Origin of the sequence: Lysobacter sp. Root690, from assembly GCF_001427785.1 — a bacterium.
Classification (GTDB): Bacteria; Pseudomonadota; Gammaproteobacteria; order Xanthomonadales; family Xanthomonadaceae; genus Lysobacter.
The window spans coordinates 30146-46372 of record NZ_LMHM01000002.1 but is presented as its reverse complement, the minus strand read 5'-3'; the positions used below and the strand labels follow the sequence as shown (position 1 = coordinate 46372).

The following is a 16227-nucleotide window of genomic DNA, read 5'->3' as shown; positions in this document are numbered from 1 at the left end:
CCGTGCTTGCCTGAGGGTGCGCGAGGATGCGGCCCAAGCTGGCCGCTTCGCGCCCTTTGATCCGCTATCCAAACTATCTGTGTGTGCGCCGCCGAACGGGGGCGACTTGGTGGGTCGCTTCGGCGCCTTGCGCCGGTATCCGACTGACTACGAGGGGGCGCCGTGTATCGGAAGTGCCTCTGCGACTTGAGAGGGTCGCTTCGGCACCTTGCGTCGTGGTCCGACTGACTACGCGGGGCGCCGTGTATCGGAAGTGCCTCGGCGACTTGATGGGGTCGCTTCGGCACTTTGCGTCGTAGTACGACTGACTACGCGGGGGACGCGGCGAGAGCGTCCCGGATCAGACGTTCGAATCGCTGGTGATCGTACTTCATCAAAATAGCCACCCGATCTTCCCGCCCTTCCTGGCGACGCCAGTCGACGATGGTCGCGCCGCGGCTGTGGGTGCCTTCCAACTCGATCGAAACCGGCCGCGCCTGCACGTCGAGCGCGCCGTCGGGTTCCAGCGCGAACGCCATCGCCAGCGCGTCGGCGGCATGCCAGTGATCGCCGCGGCGATCGATCGACCACAACCGGGTCTTCTCGGAAATGCGTTCGTAGAACTGGCCGCGGGTCGAACCGGCCTTGAGCCACTCGACCACGCGATCGTGATGCAGACCGTGCGCGACCACCGCTTCCCAATCGGCCAGGTCGATGTGTTCGAACGCTTCGAACACGATGTGCGCGGCTTCCGGATCGAAGTAGATGTTGAACTCGGCTGCCGGGGTAATGTTGCCCTGGCAGGTCACCGCGCCACCCATCACCACCAGGCGCGCGATGCGCTGCGGCAGGGTCGGGTCGAGCTTGAGCGCGAGCGCGACATTGGTCAGCGGACCGAGCGCGACCAACAGCAGTTTGCCGGCGTGTTCGTGCGACAGGCGCAGGATCGCCAGCGCCGCATGCTCGGCTTCAACCTGGCGCTTCGCCGGCTCGTAGCCGACATCGCCGAAACCGTCCTGGCCATGCACATAACCCGCATCGGGCGAAGGATGCAGCAGCGGCGCGGCGGTGCCGGCGAACACCGGCACGTCGACGCCGGCCACTTCGCACAGCTTGAGCGCGTTGGCGACGGTGTGCTTCAGGCCGACGTTGCCGGCGGCGATGGTCAGACCGACCACCTCATGGCGCGCATCGTTGAACGCCATCAGCAGGGCCAGCGCGTCGTCCACGCCGGGGTCGGTGTCGATAAGCAAGGGAATACGATCAGTCATGGAATCACTCGTTCTGCGGAACTGTGCGCAGCGGCGACCGCTGCGCCGGCCGGATCGGCCGAGGAGGCCGTAACGGCCGGGATGGCGTGCAGCGCGCCTTCGTAGCGCAGCAGTTCGCCGAAGGGAAACAGCGAGAAGGCGACGGCGAAACGGTAGCGTTCGCCCTCGCCGTCGGGTTCGATGCGCTTATAGGCATCGGTACGCGGAAACAGGGACAGCGGTAAACGCAGGCCGCGCACATCGACGCCGCGCAAACGCCAGCGCCAACCGCCGCCATCGAGATCCACGCCGAGCCGCATGCGCGCCGGGCCGGTGGATTCCAGCCAATAGCCGTCGGGATAACGGCCCACCGGCCGGAAAATCGAGATCAGTTCGCTGCCGTCGTCGAAGCGGCGGCGCCATTGCATCTGCTGTGAGTCGTGGATGATATCGACCCGGAACCCGCGTCGCGGGCGATCGATCGGGATGCCGAGTTTGCGCGCCAGGCGGCGGCCGATGCGGCCGGCCGTTCCGGTTCCAGTGGAGATGGCGATCTCCCCGCCCAGGGTGCCGCCGCTGCGATGCAGCGCCTGCAGCAAGGGGTGCAGCCGGTCGAAAGCCGGTCCGAACCATTGCGTGGCTGCGTTTTGAAGGGCTCCCGGCATCCGGGTGGGGCGCTCCAGCTGGCGGGCCACTATGCCAAATATCGGAGCGCTGTGGTAATCGGCGCCAGCGGACCGTTTCACGGCCGGCACGCAGTACGCGGCGACTAGAGAGCAGCCGCGTGAGTCGGAGCCGTTGATACTGAAACCGACGTCGCGAAGCGCCGTCGGCCACCACGACCGTTCGATCCGCGCGCGCCGCCTCCGGGCGCGCGCGGATCGGCTCGATTCGATCAGAGGCCCTGCCCCGGCGGCAGGCGCGCGAGAATTTCCGCCACGTCCCAGGTCGCGCCTTCGTGGAACCAGATTTCATCGACGCCGCGCGGCCACGGATCTTCGCCACCGGGAAAGAAGCCGACCACCGTCACCGCATCGCCGTTGCCGTAGTTCACGATCAGATCGGCGCCCACGCGCGCCAGCGTCACCAGCGTCGGATCGATCCCCGCGCCGAAATGCACGACCTCGATGAATTGACCCAGGCTGTCGGCGCTGTAGATCCGATCCTGGCCATCGCCGATGTTGAAGTAATAGAAATCGTTGCCTTCGCCTCCGTACAACTGGTCTTCGCCGCTGCCGCCGAGCAGAACGTTGTCGCCGCTGCCGCCGTACAAGGCATCGTCGCCGCCCAGGCCGTACAAGGTGTCGGCGCCGTCGAGCCCTTCGATGAGGTCGACCTGATGGCTGCCGTACAGCACATCGTCGCCGGCGGTGCCGGTGACGGTCGAAAACAGGCCGGGCACGTTGCGCCGCAGCCGCGCGTTGGCCGCGCGCGTCGCCGGACTCCAGGTGAAATCGGCGATGGACCGCGTCTGCGCGGGTGAGTGAACGCTGGCGCCGCCGGCGGTGGGCGGCTGATCGAACGCGATGGGCATGCAAGACTCCTGTCGATGGCCCGGTGCTCCGGCGGCGGGTGCCGCCGTCCTTCAGCACCGCGGCTCCGCCATTGGACCGGAAGCGGATCGCGAACGCTGCGACGGCGCGAAGCCCATCGGTCCGCGTCGCCACGATCTTCGACGCTCAAGCGGATGCGTAGCGCACCGCACCACCCACCCAGCGCGAAACGATGCGTTCGGCCAGTTCCGGCGAAGTCTTGAGCATGCTCTCGCCAAGTTCCTGCACCAGCGGCAACAGGTCGGCATCGCGAGCGAGGTCGGCGACGCGGAAACCGGCCAGGCCGGTCTGGCGGGTGCCTAGCAATTCGCCGGGACCGCGCAATTCCAGGTCTTTTTCGGCGATGACGAAACCATCGACGGTCTGACGCATGGTTTCCAGTCGCTGCCGCGCCAGCCCCGACAACGGCGAGCGATACAACAACACGCAACTCGATGCCGCGCTGCCGCGGCCGACGCGGCCGCGCAGCTGATGCAACTGGGCCAGGCCCAGGCGCTCGGCGTTCTCGATGATCATCAACGAAGCGTTCGGCACGTCGACGCCGACTTCGATCACCGTGGTCGCCACCAGCAGGTCGAGTTCGCCGTCCTTGAACGCGCGCATCGTTTCCTGTTTTTCCTTCGGCTTCATGCGCCCATGCACCAGGCCCACGCGCAGCGGCGCGAGTTGCACCGACAATTCCTCGAACGTGGTCTGCGCGGCCTGCGCGATCACCTCGTCGGAATCGTCGATCAAGGTGCAGACCCAGTACGCCTGCCGCCCTTCGGCGCAGGCGCCGCGAATGCGTTGCACCAGTTCGGGCCGACGCTCCTCGCTGAGCGCGACGGTCTGCACCGGCGTGCGGCCTGGCGGCAGTTCGTCGATCGCCGACACATCCAGGTCGGCGTACGCGGTCATCGCCAGGGTTCGCGGGATCGGCGTCGCAGTCATCACCAACTGATGCGGCACGATCGCGTCCTTGCCGACCGCGCCGCCGGCGCCTTTGTCTCTCAGCGCCAGCCGCTGATGCACGCCGAACCGATGCTGCTCGTCGACGATCGCCAAGGCCAGATCGGCGAAGGCCACGCCTTCCTGCATCAGCGCATGGGTGCCGACCACCATCTGCGCTTCGCCGCTGGCGACCTGCTCGAGCACCGCCTTGCGCGCGCGGCCGGTGACCTTGCCGGCCAGCCAAGCCACGCGCACGCCCAGCGGCTCCAGCCACCGGCGCAAGTTGTTGAGGTGCTGCTCGGCCAGCAGCTCGGTCGGCGCCATCAGCGCGGCCTGGCGGCCGTGCTGCACCGCGATCATCGCCGCGAGCGCGGCCACCACGGTCTTGCCGCTGCCGACATCGCCCTGCACCAGGCGCAGCATCGGCGACGGTTTGGCCAGGTCGACGCGGATCTCGTCGAACACCCGCTTCTGCGCGCCGGTCAGCTTGAACGGCAGCGATTTGCGCAAGCGTTCGGCCAACGGCATCTGCTTGAGCGGCCGCGCCTTGTGCGCCTGCTGGCTGATGCGCTGGCGACGCAGGCTCAGGTGATGGGCGAGCAATTCTTCCAGTGCGAGCCGTCGCTGCGCCGGATGCCGGCCGGCGATCAGCGCCGCGACATCGGCATCGACCGCGGGCCGGTGCACGGTCAGCAAGGCCTCGCGCAAGGTCGGCAATTGCAGGCGTTCGCGCAGCTCCTGCGGGATCAGTTCCAGCGAGCCGTCGTCGGGCAACCGATCAAGCGCGTAACCGATCAAACGGCGCAATGTGGCCGGGCCGATGCCTTCGATCGCCGGATACACCGGATCGAGCTGTTCGCCCAATGCGACTTCGTCGCTGTCGTCGTCGAACACGCGGTAGCTGGGATGGACGATCTCCAGGCCGTGCTGACCGGGCTTGGGCGTGCCGTACAGGCGCACCCGCGCGCCGACCTGGAACTGCGCGACCTGGGCCGCGCGAAAATGGAAGAACCGCAGCACCACGGTCGCGCGCGAATCGTCGCCGATCGCGACCCGCAGCATCGGCTTGTAACGAAACCCGCGTTCGACGCCTTCGACCCGGCCTTCGACCTGGGCCGCGACCCCGGGCTGCAGCAGCCGGATCGGGGTGATCTGGGTGCGGTCTTCGTATTGCCGCGGCAGTTGCAGCCAGAAATCCTGCAGCGTGGTCAGCCCGCGCGCGGCGAGTTTCTCGGCCACGCGCGGCCCGACCCCGGGCATGCGGGGCATCGGCTGCGTGTGGAGATCGACGGAGGGCCCGTCCTTACGGCTCGGCATCGCATAAGGATAAGGGATTGGTGATTAGGGATTCGAGATTCGCAAAAGCCAAGGCGCGACGGCCCCGCCCCCACGAATCCCGAATCTCGAATCCCGGCTCTCAATACTTCGCGCTGAACTCCACCCCGAACGTACGCGGCTCGCTGACCCGCGCGCCGACCGTGCCGAGCACGTTCTTGCCGTAGGTGCCCAGCGAGTTGATGTACTGGTTGTCGAACAGGTTGTTGCCGTACGCGGCCAGGCCCCAGCGGCCCTGCGGCGAGGTCCAGCCGATGCGCAGGTCGGTGCGGTTCTGCGCCTCGCCCAGGTCCAGCGCCGGGCTCACCCCGCAGCGGTTCTGCGCCTGCGACTCGGCGCTGCAACGCACCTTGCCGCGATACGAGTGACGCAGCGAGAAACGCAGGTCGCCGTGATCGGCCATATTCACCACGTAATACGCGCCGCCCGCGGCCGACCAGTACGGCAGCCCGGTCGGGTCGCCGCTGGCGTCGATGCCGTCGGAGGTGACGTAGTTCTTGTAGGTCGAATCGATGAAGCTGGCGTTGAAGTCCAGGCCGAAGTTGTCGGTCGCCTGCCAGCGCATGTCGAAGTCCAGGCCGTAGGCTTCCAGGTCGGAGGTGTCGACGACGAAACGCGGGATGCTGGTGCTGCTGTCGAGTCGCACCGCCTGGCGGTTGTCGTAGACGTAGTAGAACGCCGAGGCGTTGAGCTGCAGGCGTTGATCCGGGAACGACTTCTTGATGCCGGTCTCGAAGTTCCACACGTCCTCGTTCTCGAAGCTGCTGCCGATCTGCAACGAGTTGAAACCGCCGGCCTTGTAGCCCTTGGCCAACGACGCGAACACCATGGTGTCGTCGTTGATGTGGTAATCGGCGACGAAGCGCGGGCTGAAGTCGCTCCACGAGCGCTTGTCGCGATTGGTCAGGCCCTTGTTGAGCATCGCCGGCGGATCGATGAAGGCGATGTCGAACACGAAGAACTCGCGCGGGATGCCGGCCAGATCGAAGAAGCCCAGGCCTTCGAGCTGATCCAGCGACGCGTCCAGGCCCGGCGCGTAACGCGGGTCGTTATGCCAGCTGAAGTTCTTCTCGTCGCGGGTGTAGCGCAGGCCGACGGTCAGGTTGAGCTTGTCGGTGGCGTGCCAGATCACGTCGCCGAACACCGCGTAGGCCTTGGTGTCCAGGGTGTTGCGGAAGGTTTCGTTCCAGCGATGGCCGAGCAGATGGATCGGGATGCCCAAGGCGTCGAGTTGCTGATCGACGTAGCCGAACAGGTAGCCGTTGGGCGTCGGCGCCAAGCCCAGGTTATGCACGATGGTGTCGACCGAATCGGTCAGCGCATTGACCTCGCTGGTCTGCCGCGCGTCTTCCTTGAAGTAGCTCGCGCCGGCGATCCAGTCCAGCTTGTCGGTGCTGCCGCTGAACTTGAACTCCTGGTAATAGCTGCGATTGCTCTCGGTGTTGGTCGAGTCGACGTACAAGTAATTGCGATTGGTGCCGTCTTCCTCGACCCGGTTGACCGAGTCGTAATCGCGCCACGACGTCGTCGAGGTGAAACCGCCCCAGTCGAAGCCGTGATCGACGATCAGGGTCACGCCGTCGAAGCGCCGCGATTCCTCGTTGCCTTCGGCGTCGCTCATGGTCGGGATCTTGCGCGGGTCGAGATAGGCCGACTCGTCCACCGGCAGCGGCGCCAAACCCGGCGCCGGCGGCAGCGCGATGATGCCGGTGGTGGCCTGGCCCAGCTGATCCAGGCTTTCATGATCCCAACTGATCAGGGCGCTGGTGCGTTCGCCGAAGCGGGTCTTGAACGCGGCGCGCGTGGCCCAGTTGTTTTCCGGATTGAGATCGCGGCCGGTCGCGGCGTCCTGGATCCAGCCGTCGGCGTGATTGACCAGCGCGTTGAAACGGAACGCCGAATCGTCCCCGGTCGGCAAGTTAAGCATGCCTTCGAGGTATTGCTTGCCGTAGTTGCCGATGCGCAGCTTGGTCTTGACTTCGGTCGCGCTGGCGTCGGGCTTGCGGGTGATGATCGAAATCGCGCCGGCTGCGGTGTTGCGGCCGAACAAGGTGCCCTGCGGACCCTTGAGCACTTCGATGCGCTCCACGTCGGTGAACGGCAACAGCACGCCGCCGCCGCGGCCCGCGTACACGCCGTCGACGTAGACGCCGACCGCGGGATCGGTGCCGATGCCGAAATCGTCGGTGCTGATGCCGCGCAGTTCGAACCCGGGCTGGGTCGGCTGCTGGCTGTCGACCACCAACCCAGGCACGAAACTGTCGAGATCGCCCAGATCCTGCGCGGCGGTATCGTCGATCAATTGATCGGTCACCACCTGCAGCGCGATCGGCACGTCCTGCAGTTCCTGCTCGCGGCTCTGCGCGGTGACGGTGATCTTGTCCAGCTCTTTCGGCGCCGACGCCTGGTTCGGCGCGGCGGACTGGGCGAAGGCGGCCGGCGCGGCCAGTACGAGTCCGCCGCCGCACAATGCGGCGATGGCGGTGGCGGTCGCGGTGACCAAACGGTGTTTACGCAGCGACATCTCAAGCTCCCCTCTCGTTGTCGTTAGTTCGAACGCGTGCGGCGGTTGCGTTCTATGGTCTGTATTCCATCAGACGATGTTTCGAATTGTGTTCCACATGCGAATGTTCGAAGTCTCGTGGCAGGGGCTTCAGCCCCGATGCTGTTCGATCAGATCCTCCCGAGACCACAAGCGATCGGATCGAAGAGCGTCGGGGCTGAAGCTCCTCCCACAAAAGACCTCGCAAGTTTTCCGCGAGGTGGCGATCAACCGCACGTCCCCTGTTGCGCGGCGATCCAATCGCGGATCAGTTGTACTCCTTCTGCATGGACCACGCTGCGGCCCAGTTCCGGCATCATCACCGACGGATCGTCGCTGACCATGCGATAGGTCAGGATCGATTCGTCCGGCTTGCCGGGCACGATATCGTGACGCCGGTCGCCGGTGCCCTTGCCGGCCGCGATCGGCAGTTTGCAACGGCCCAGTCGCAGCGGTTCCTGGGTCGCCGCATCGAGCCACAGGCCCGAGGTATTGCCCGGCCCGGTCGGGCTGTGACAGTGACCGCAATTGATATCGAGGTAGGCCCGCGCGCGCGCGTCCAGCGGCGCGTCCGGATCGCGCCAGTTCGCATCGCGCGGCGCGTTCGCCGGCTCGGGCGCGCCGTGCAGATAGCCCAGCTTCGTCCAGTGCGCGAGCTGATTGGCCGCGCCGTCGTCGTAGGCGAAATCGCGATTGAGATGGCGCGCGCGCGGCCCGAGCGGATGCAGCGCCTTGCTCTTCATGTCGGTGCCGTGGCAACCGGCGCATTGGTTCTGATCGGGCACGGTGTACTGCGCTTCTTCGCGGCTGCCGTCGCTCGCGACCAATTGCAGGGACACCAGTTCGCCGCCGCGCATCAACTTGGCCTGGGTCTGCTCGGCATTCCACACGTACGGCAGCGCGATCCAGCCGTCCTGGCGTCGCACCAGCAACCGGGTTTCGATCAAGCGCACCTTGCTCAGCTGCAGGCCGCCGCCGGCCAGGTCCGGGCCGTCGTCGGCGCTGCGCAACACCGCATCGCCTTCGCCGCGCGGGTAGTAGAAGGTCTTGCTGAAGATGGTGCCGACCGGGAAATCGAATTCACGTTGCGCATCGAATTGCGCGGCCTGGCCCTTCGGCATCCACACCGTACGCAGCTTGTGCGCGTAGTCGGAGAACAGCGCGGTGTTGAGGTCGTACGGCAGCACGTCGCGATTCAGACGCAGACGTCCGTCGGCGACGCGCAGCACGTTCCATTCGGCCAGGTCGGCCGGCTGGCCATCGGCGAAGAAATGCACCGCCGGCCAGGGCGAATCGGCCGCGATGTTCGCCGTTTTCGGCGTGGCTTGCGAAGCCGCTTGCGGCGCGACGTCCGCATTCGGCTTGCCGCATCCCGCAACCAGCAACGACATCACCACGGCGAACGCGTAACGCATCGGAGTACTAACCATCGAAGCACGAGCCATCCAAGTACGGCGCATCGATCAACCGCGCTTGAGGTCAATCGCCGGCAACTTCGGCAGGTCGCACTCGTAGGGCTTGGTGTCCTGGCTCGGGTTCTTGTAGCTGCCGGGGCCGTCGGCATTGACCACGCCGGACACGTCGCGAATGCAGATCTGCGGCCCTTCCTTGCGTTGCTTGTTGGCGTAGCCGTCCCAAAGCACGTCGGGGAAGTGTCCGCTCAAGCCGTAGATCGCGGTCTTGAGCGCTTTGAGGTCCAGGCCATCGGGCGAATCGCCGCCGCCTTTCAAGCGATTGCCGTAGATCGAGATGCGCTCGGGATACGGATCGAAATCCTTGGCCGCCTTGTCGTCCTTGTACCCGGTGGAATAGACGCTGGAGACGATGATGTTGGTGGTGGCGTTGTCGCTGATGTCGTTGTCGAATATTTCCACGTCGTCGTTGGAATTCACCACCATGCCGCTGCCGGCCGGCACGCTCGACACCGGCGTGCCCTTGGCGCCGAAGTTGGCGGTGTTGTTCTTGAACACCTTGTTCTTGAACACCCGGATCGCGCCGCCCTGCTGCGACAGCGCCGGCATGTTGAACACCAGGATGCCGCCGGTGTTGTTGGTGGCGACGTTGTCGTAGACGTCGGCGTTGACGGTGTTTTCGATTTCGATGCCGGCGACGTTGAACTCGGCGCGGCTGTTGCGCACGATCACGTCGCGCGACTGGCCGACGTAGATGCCGGCGTCGGACGCGCCGATCGCGACCGAATTCTCGATCAGCACGTTGCGGGTCTTGACCGGGTACAGGCCGTAGGCGCCGTTCTTGGTGCTCGGCCCGCCGGTCCATTCCACCCGCACGTTGCGGATGGTGATGTGCTCGCCTTCGTTGACCTTGAGGCCATCGCCCTTGCTGTCCTCGATCGCGATGTTTTCCAGGGTGAAGCGGCTGGCGTTGACCAGCAGGCCCTCGGCGCCGGCCTTCTGGCCCTTGAAACTCAGCACCGACTTGTCCGGACCGGCGCCGCGGATGGTCACGCCGTCCACGCGCAAGGTCAGGCTGCGATCGAAGGTGTAGCGGCCGGCCGGCACCTCGATCACGTCGCCGTCCTTGGCGTCGAGCAGGCGGGTGCGGAAGGTATCGGCGAAACTCGCATCGCCCGCGGCGACCTGCGCGGTCGGCGTGTGCTGGGCTTGTTCGGGGCCGCATGCGGCGGTCAGCGCGGCCACGGCCAGGGCGAGGACGGACGCGCGAATGGGCTGGTTCATGGTGATCCCCGTGATCGTTGGCGACCGGGGCGGGTTCGCGCCGATGGCGAGAACGGACCCCGTGACGGCTAAGCGTCGAGTCTCCGCCGCCGGTGTGAGCGCGCGTGAGGGCGAATGCGGCACACTAAGGGGGCATTCGCGGTCAAGTTCACGACACGGCCGCGATCAACAGTGAGAGGCGATGCGTCAGTCATCCGATCAGGACAAGGCCCGGCCCGATATCGCATTGATGTCGCCGAACCTGTTGTGGGGTCTGCTCGAGACCGCGGACCGGATCGGCGCGCCCAGCGACGACTGGTTCGCCGGCACCGGCCTGAGCCGCGCGCAGGTCAGCGATCCCGGCGTGCGCCTGCCCGACCGGCCGACCGCGGTGGTGGTCGAGCGCGCCTTGAAGGTGTTGCCGCCGACCATCGGCCTGGATATCGGCCGCGACCAGCACATTGGCAATTTCGGCCTGCTCGGGCTGGCGATGACCACCGCGGCGACGTTCGGCGAAGCGTTGCAGATCGGCCTGCGCTTCACCCCGGTGGTCGGCAGCCTGATGCGTTTCGTCGAAAGCGCCTCGGAAACCGGCACGTTGGCCCTGGCCGGGCAGATGACCCTGGCCTATCCGAGCATCCACCGCTTCGTCGCCGAGGAATTCTTCAGCAGTTGCCTGGCGCTCGCGCGCGGCTTGGTCGGCAATACCTTGCGGCCGCTGCGGATCGAATTCAGTTATCCGGCGCCGGCGTATCGCGAGCATTACGACGACGTGTTCGATTGCCCGGTCGCATTCGAACAACCGCAGGACCGGCTGGTGCTGGACGCGAACTGGCTGGCGGTGCCGCTGCCGACCCACAACCCGATCGCATCGCGTCAGGTGCTGGCGTTGTGCGAAGCGCAGATGCCCGACACCGCGGTGCCCGGCGAGGTCACCGCCGCGGTCGAGCGCCTGCTGCGCGCGCAGCTGCCGCAGGACCCGAAGCTGGCCGGCATCGCCGCGCAATTGCACGTCAGCGAACGCACCCTGCGGCGCCAGCTGACCAACGAAGGCACCAGCTTCCACGACATCCACGATCGCCTGCGCATCGACCGCGCCTACGCCCTGCTGCGCGAACGCAACCTGACCATCGCCAGCGTCGGCGCGGCGATCGGCTACAAGGACCCGCGCGATTTCCGCCGCGCGTTCAAGCGCCTGACCGGGCAGACGCCGCGCGCGCTGCGCGAGCATTTGCTCGCCGAGATGGCCGGCGAGCGCAGATAGCGCACCCGCGTTCCGGACTGTAGGAGCGGCGCAAGCCGCGACCGCGAAACCCCGATCACCGCGACACCGCCGCAGCATCACGACAACCGCGCTTCAATAGCCGCGCCCGCGCCAACTGACGCGGCCATCGACAACATCACGGTCGCGGCTCGCGCCGCTCCTACACGATGCAGCGAAGCCGCGACGCCGTCGGTCGACTCAGCGCAACACCATGATCGCATCGACCTCGAACGCGACCCCGCGCGGCAGCGCCGACACTTCGACGGTCGATCGGGCCGGGAACGGTGCGTTGAAATACTCGCCCATCACCGCATTGACCTTGCCGAACGCGCTCAGGTCGGTGAGGTACAGGCCCAGCCGCGCGATGTCGGCCAGCGAACCGCCGGCGGCTTCGCACACGGCCTGCAGATTGCGGAACGCGCGATGCGCCTGCGCTTCGATATCGCCTTCGATCACCAACCCGCTGGACGGATCCAGCGGAATCTGGCCGGACAGATACACGGTGTCGCCAACGCGCACGGCTTGCGAGTACGGGCCGATCGCGGCCGGGGCTTGGTCGGTCTGGATGATTTCGCGGGACATTTGAGAGGCCGGGATTGGGGATTAGGGATTGGGGAATCGTAAGGCAAAAGCCCGAAGCCGGGATCGATAGCGGCCAATCCGGTCACGCCGCGCCTTTGCCAATCTCAAATCCCAAATCCCAAATCCCGGCTCCTCACATCCGCTGCACACCCAACACCACCGCCAACCGGCGCACCCGCCGCATCACATCGGCCAGATGCTTGCGGTCGTGCACTTCGATCGCGAAGCGCATGATCGCGATGTTGGAATCGCGTTCGAGGTATTCGACCCGGTCGATGTTGGACTCGGCTTCGGCGATCGCGGCCGCGACCTGGGCCAGCGAGCCGGGGCGGTTGTCGACTTCGATCCGCAGCGCGGCGGCGAAGTCACCCGAGACCTGGCGGTCCCAGCCGATCGCGACCCAGCGGTCGGGCGACTTGCGGTACTCGGCGACGTTCGGGCAATCCAGGCGATGCACCACGATGCCCTTGCCGGCGGTGTGGTAGCCCATGATTTCGTCGCCCGGCAACGGCAGGCAACAGTTGGCGAAACTGATCACGCCGCGCTCGGCGCCGGTGATCAGGATCTTGTCTTCGGGCAGGCGCGGGCGATCGATCGAACGGCCGCGGGCCTTGCCCGGTGCTTCGCGCGCCAGCGCTAGCGCGACCTGGTTGGGCATGCGGTTGCCGAGCGCGATGTCGGCCAGCAGCGCTTCCAGGCGCGGATAACGATTTTCCGCCAGATACGCGTCGAGCCGCTGCGCCGGGGTGCGGTCGAGCGAGGTCTCCAGCACTTCCAGCGCGCGGTCGAGCATGCGATGGCCGAGCTGCACCGCGTCTTCGTGTTCGAGTTGCTTGAGCTGTTGACGGATCGAGGTACGCGCCTTGCCCGAGACCACGAACTCCAGCCACTGCGGCTTGGGCGTGGACGACTTGGCGGTGATGATCTCGACCCGCTGGCCGCTGGCGAGCTTGGTCCGCAACGGCACCAGCTTGCCGTCGACGCGCGCGGCGACCGCGCGGTTGCCGACGTCGGTATGCACCGCATAGGCGAAGTCGAGCGCGGTGGAATTGCGCGGCAACGACAGGATGTCGCCCTTGGGCGTGAACAGGTAGACCTCGTCCGGGAACAGGTCGACCTTGACGTTTTCGAGGAACTCCAGCGACGAACCGGTCGAACGCTGCGATTCGACCAGGCTGGCGATCCAGCTGTGCGCGCGCGATTGCGCGCTGTTGGGACCTTCGCCGCCGTGCTTGTACGACCAGTGTGCGGCGATGCCGCGTTCGGCGATCAGGTCCATGTCCTCGGTGCGGATCTGCACTTCCACCGGCGAACCGTAAGGGCCGAACAACACCGTGTGCAGCGATTGGTAGCCGTTGGCCTTCGGGATCGCGATGAAATCGCGGAAGCGCGAATCCAGCGGCTTGTACGCCGAATGGGCGACACCGAGCGCGTGATAACAGTCCGGCACGCTCTTGACCACGATGCGGAAACCGAACACGTCCATGACCTGGGTGAAGCTCTTATGCTCGTGATGCATCTTGGTGTAGATGCTCCACGGCGATTTCACCCGGCTGATCAGGCGATGTTGAAGCTTCTCCTTCGCCAGCCGCTGGGCCAGATGCGCTTCGATCTGCACCAGCGACTCGCGCCGTACCACCGGCTGGGTGCGGATGCGCTTTTCGACCACGGCGTGACGCCATGGATGCAGCGCGCGGAAGCCCAGGTCCTGCAGCTCGGCCTTGATCAGGTTCATGCCCAGACGCTGGGCGATCGGCGCGTAGATTTCCAAGGTCTCGCGTGCGATGCGTTCGCGCGCTTCGGCGCTCTGCGCGCCGAGGGTGCGCATGTTGTGCAGGCGGTCGGCGAGCTTGATCAGGATCACGCGCAAGTCGCGCGCCATCGCCAGCAACATCTTGCGGAAGCTCTCGGCCGCCGCTTCCTGGCGATCGCGGAACTGCAGCTTGTCTAGCTTGGTGACGCCGTCGACCAGTTCGGCCACGGTCGGACCGAACTCGGTCGCCAGGCATTCGCGGGTCAGCGGGGTGTCTTCGATGGTGTCGTGCAGGATCGCCGCGACCAGGGTCTCGACGTCCAGACCCTGCTCGGCCAGAACCTTGGCCACCGCGACCGGATGAGTGATGTAGGGCTCGCCCGACTTGCGGGTCTGCCCGGCATGCGCGGCCGCGCCGACCGCCCAGGCGCGGCGCAGCTGATGGCGCTGCGCTTCGGGCAGGTAGTGCGCGGCGAGCTCGAGCTCGCGCACGTAGTCCGGCAGCTCCGTGTCCTCGGCAGCGGCAGGATAAGTTTTCAGCGCGGGCTCGGCAGGGGTCATAACGGAAATTTACGCGGGCGGGAGCGCATGGCGCAACGCATTACGTACTTTGAATGTGGCGACGGCTCGATTCTGCGCAAGCACACGGTCACGGCTTGCGCAGTTGGCGGGCGGTTCGGTTCAGGCTGGGCCTGGCTGTCGGGCGATTCCGGGTGCTACGTGCCGGTCGATTATTCGACCTCCCCGCCCCGATCCGGCCTTCAAATCTGTTATCTGAAGCCGGCCGCTTGAAGGCGGTTGCCCGAAGTCTTTGTGGGCGCGGCGCCGGCGCCGGCGCTGTTCGAACAGGTTATCGGGAAGTTCCAGCTCGAGCGGAACGGACCGCGTCGCGCCGAAGCGCCGCGCACGAAACCAGGCTCGCACGGACGCGATCTCGTCGGGAAAGCCAGCTGGCCGCGTCCGCAAAGCCTCGCCCCGTGCGGTTCTCCAGGCTTCCATGCCGGCCCGGCCTCGGCCACAAACGAAAACGGCCCCGCCGAGGCGGAGCCGTTTGTCGATCCGGATCGTCCGCGCGCGGGCGCGGAGCCGCTTGGATCAGTCGTCGCCCTTGGACAGGTCGTCGTCGGCGACCACTTCGGCCGCGGCCCATTCCAGGGCTTCGCGTTCCTTGCGCTCGCGCTCGGCCTTCTCGACCGCGTCGATGTATTCCGGGTTGACCTGACGCGCGGCGATTTCGCGCAGCGCCAGCACGGTCGGCTTGTCGTTGGCTTCGCTGTTGTCCAGCTGCGGCTCGACGCCGTTGGCCAGTTGGCGCGCGCGCTTGGCGGCCAGCATGACGAGTTCGAAGCGGTTATCGACCACTTCCAGGCAATCTTCGACGGTGATGCGGGCCATGGGGCTCCTGCGGCCGGTGCGGCCGTCTTTGTAATGCGGATGGGGACCGGGAAGTTTAGTCGCTGTGCCCGGCGGGAGCAAGGTTTTGGTGACCGGGGCCTTGTGAATCAACCAGATAAGGCCGGGATGGGCGCTATCGGGGCGGGGTCGAGCGGCGATTGCAGGGCCGGACAGGCCTCGAGGTGGCGCAGTGACCGATTGGCGCGGTCGCGGCTTGCGCCGCTCCTATTAGTCGGACTTCGCCGCCGCGCGGCTATCTGAATCCCGAATCCCTAATCCCTAATCTCCAATCCCGGCCGCCAATCAATCCGCCAGCAACGCCGTGATCAGGCGCGAATGCCGCGCGACCTGCGGTTCGCGGCGCAGCCGGCTGGCCAGGAAGATCGCGCACATCTCGTCCACGGCGGTGTCGAAGATCTCGTTGACGATGACGTAGTCGAACTCGCCGTAGTGCGACATCTCCTCGCGCGCGGCGTCCAGGCGCTGGCCGATCACCTGCTCGCTGTCCTGGCCGCGAGAACGCATGCGCGACTCCAGCGCGTCGCGCGACGGCGGCAGGATGAACACGCTGACCGCGTCGGGCACCTTGGCGCGCACTTGGCGCGCGCCCTGCCAGTCGATTTCCAGCAGCACGTCCTTGCCGGCCGACAGGAACGGTTCGACCGACTGCCGCGCCGAGCCCTTCCAGTCGCCGTGGACGCGCGCGTATTCGAAGAAATCCCCGGCCTCGACCATCGCCTCGAACTCCTGCGCGCTGACGAAGTGGTAGTGCTCGGCGTGACGCTCGCCCGGACGCGGCTGGCGCGAGGTGAACGAGATCGACAGGCGGATGTTCGGATCGCGCGCGAGCACCGCGTTGACGATGCTGGATTTTCCGGCCCCGGAGGGAGCGGCGACGATGTAGAGGGTTCCGCGCATGAAGGTAAGTAAGAATCCGGTTGCTGTCCCCTTCTCCCGCTTGCGGGAGAA

At 66.4% G+C, this 16227-nt stretch carries 12 protein-coding genes; 1 reads left to right on the top strand and 11 read right to left on the bottom strand.

The features are described 5' to 3' along the window. Positions 1–308: 308 nt before the first annotated feature. From ASD86_RS04135 to ASD86_RS04105, 7 genes are all read right to left on the bottom strand, one after another. A complete protein-coding gene (locus ASD86_RS04135; RefSeq protein WP_056107258.1) occupies positions 309–1250 on the bottom strand; it encodes a nucleoside hydrolase in 942 nt (313 codons plus the stop codon). After that, positions 1247–1984 (bottom strand): DUF4166 domain-containing protein, encoded by a 738-nt coding sequence (locus ASD86_RS04130; RefSeq protein ID WP_157476123.1) that lies wholly within the window; start codon positions 1982–1984, stop codon positions 1247–1249. The genes ASD86_RS04135 and ASD86_RS04130 overlap by 4 nt, the downstream gene beginning before the upstream one ends. Before the next feature lie 140 nt (positions 1985–2124). Continuing rightward, entirely contained in the window at positions 2125–2763 is a 639-nt protein-coding gene (locus ASD86_RS04125) for a calcium-binding protein (protein ID WP_056107253.1), read from the bottom strand. Between the two features lie 145 nt (positions 2764–2908). Beyond that, positions 2909–5029, bottom strand: a complete 2121-nt coding sequence (recG, locus tag ASD86_RS04120) for an ATP-dependent DNA helicase RecG (RefSeq protein ID WP_056107250.1) — start codon at positions 5027–5029, stop codon at positions 2909–2911. A 100-nt stretch (positions 5030–5129) separates the two neighbouring features. Next, positions 5130–7571 carry a TonB-dependent receptor gene (locus ASD86_RS04115; protein ID WP_056107245.1) on the bottom strand — a complete coding sequence of 814 codons (2442 nt, stop codon included), beginning with the start codon at positions 7569–7571 and terminating at the stop codon, positions 5130–5132. A gap of 245 nt (positions 7572–7816) precedes the next feature. Continuing rightward, positions 7817–9019, bottom strand: coding sequence for an SO2930 family diheme c-type cytochrome (locus tag ASD86_RS04110; protein WP_235567662.1), 1203 nt, complete (start codon positions 9017–9019; stop codon positions 7817–7819). 33 nt (positions 9020–9052) lie between these two features. Beyond that, positions 9053–10285 carry a parallel beta-helix domain-containing protein gene (locus ASD86_RS04105; protein ID WP_200957205.1) on the bottom strand — a complete coding sequence of 411 codons (1233 nt, stop codon included), beginning with the start codon at positions 10283–10285 and terminating at the stop codon, positions 9053–9055. A 181-nt stretch (positions 10286–10466) separates the two neighbouring features. On the opposite strand from ASD86_RS04105, the gene ASD86_RS04100 reads away from it, so the two are divergent. Then, positions 10467–11528, top strand: coding sequence for an AraC family transcriptional regulator (locus tag ASD86_RS04100; protein ID WP_056107243.1), 1062 nt, complete (start codon positions 10467–10469; stop codon positions 11526–11528). 198 nt (positions 11529–11726) lie between these two features. On the opposite strand, the gene ASD86_RS04095 is transcribed toward ASD86_RS04100, so the two are convergent. The 4 genes from ASD86_RS04095 to gmk form a co-directional block, all read right to left on the bottom strand. Continuing rightward, positions 11727–12110, bottom strand: coding sequence for a RidA family protein (locus ASD86_RS04095; protein WP_036108751.1), 384 nt, complete (start codon positions 12108–12110; stop codon positions 11727–11729). 133 nt (positions 12111–12243) lie between these two features. Beyond that, entirely contained in the window at positions 12244–14424 is a 2181-nt protein-coding gene (locus ASD86_RS04090; RefSeq protein WP_036108754.1) for a bifunctional (p)ppGpp synthetase/guanosine-3',5'-bis(diphosphate) 3'-pyrophosphohydrolase, read from the bottom strand. A 534-nt stretch (positions 14425–14958) separates the two neighbouring features. Next, on the bottom strand, positions 14959–15258 hold the full coding sequence (gene rpoZ / locus ASD86_RS04085; RefSeq protein ID WP_036108756.1) for a DNA-directed RNA polymerase subunit omega: 300 nt from the start codon (positions 15256–15258) through the stop codon (positions 14959–14961). A gap of 303 nt (positions 15259–15561) precedes the next feature. Next, positions 15562–16176, bottom strand: coding sequence for a guanylate kinase (gene gmk, locus ASD86_RS04080; protein WP_056107239.1), 615 nt, complete (start codon positions 16174–16176; stop codon positions 15562–15564). Positions 16177–16227: the final 51 nt, after the last annotated feature.

Bases quoted from the DNA above. Each gene is read 5' to 3' on its own strand.
- ASD86_RS04105 (WP_200957205.1), bottom strand. From the start codon at position 10,285: ATGAACCAGCCCATTCGCGCGTCCGTCCTCGCCCTGGCCGTGGCCGCG.
- recG (WP_056107250.1), bottom strand. From the start codon at position 5,029: ATGCCGAGCCGTAAGGACGGGCCCTCCGTCGATCTCCACACGCAGCCG.
- ASD86_RS04100 (WP_056107243.1), top strand. From the start codon at position 10,467: ATGCGTCAGTCATCCGATCAGGACAAGGCCCGGCCCGATATCGCATTG.
- ASD86_RS04095 (WP_036108751.1), bottom strand. From the start codon at position 12,110: ATGTCCCGCGAAATCATCCAGACCGACCAAGCCCCGGCCGCGATCGGC.
- ASD86_RS04110 (WP_235567662.1), bottom strand. From the start codon at position 9,019: ATGGTTAGTACTCCGATGCGTTACGCGTTCGCCGTGGTGATGTCGTTG.
- gmk (WP_056107239.1), bottom strand. From the start codon at position 16,176: ATGCGCGGAACCCTCTACATCGTCGCCGCTCCCTCCGGGGCCGGAAAA.
- ASD86_RS04135 (WP_056107258.1), bottom strand. From the start codon at position 1,250: ATGACTGATCGTATTCCCTTGCTTATCGACACCGACCCCGGCGTGGAC.
- ASD86_RS04115 (WP_056107245.1), bottom strand. From the start codon at position 7,571: ATGTCGCTGCGTAAACACCGTTTGGTCACCGCGACCGCCACCGCCATC.
- rpoZ (WP_036108756.1), bottom strand. From the start codon at position 15,258: ATGGCCCGCATCACCGTCGAAGATTGCCTGGAAGTGGTCGATAACCGC.
- ASD86_RS04090 (WP_036108754.1), bottom strand. From the start codon at position 14,424: ATGACCCCTGCCGAGCCCGCGCTGAAAACTTATCCTGCCGCTGCCGAG.
- ASD86_RS04125 (WP_056107253.1), bottom strand. From the start codon at position 2,763: ATGCCCATCGCGTTCGATCAGCCGCCCACCGCCGGCGGCGCCAGCGTT.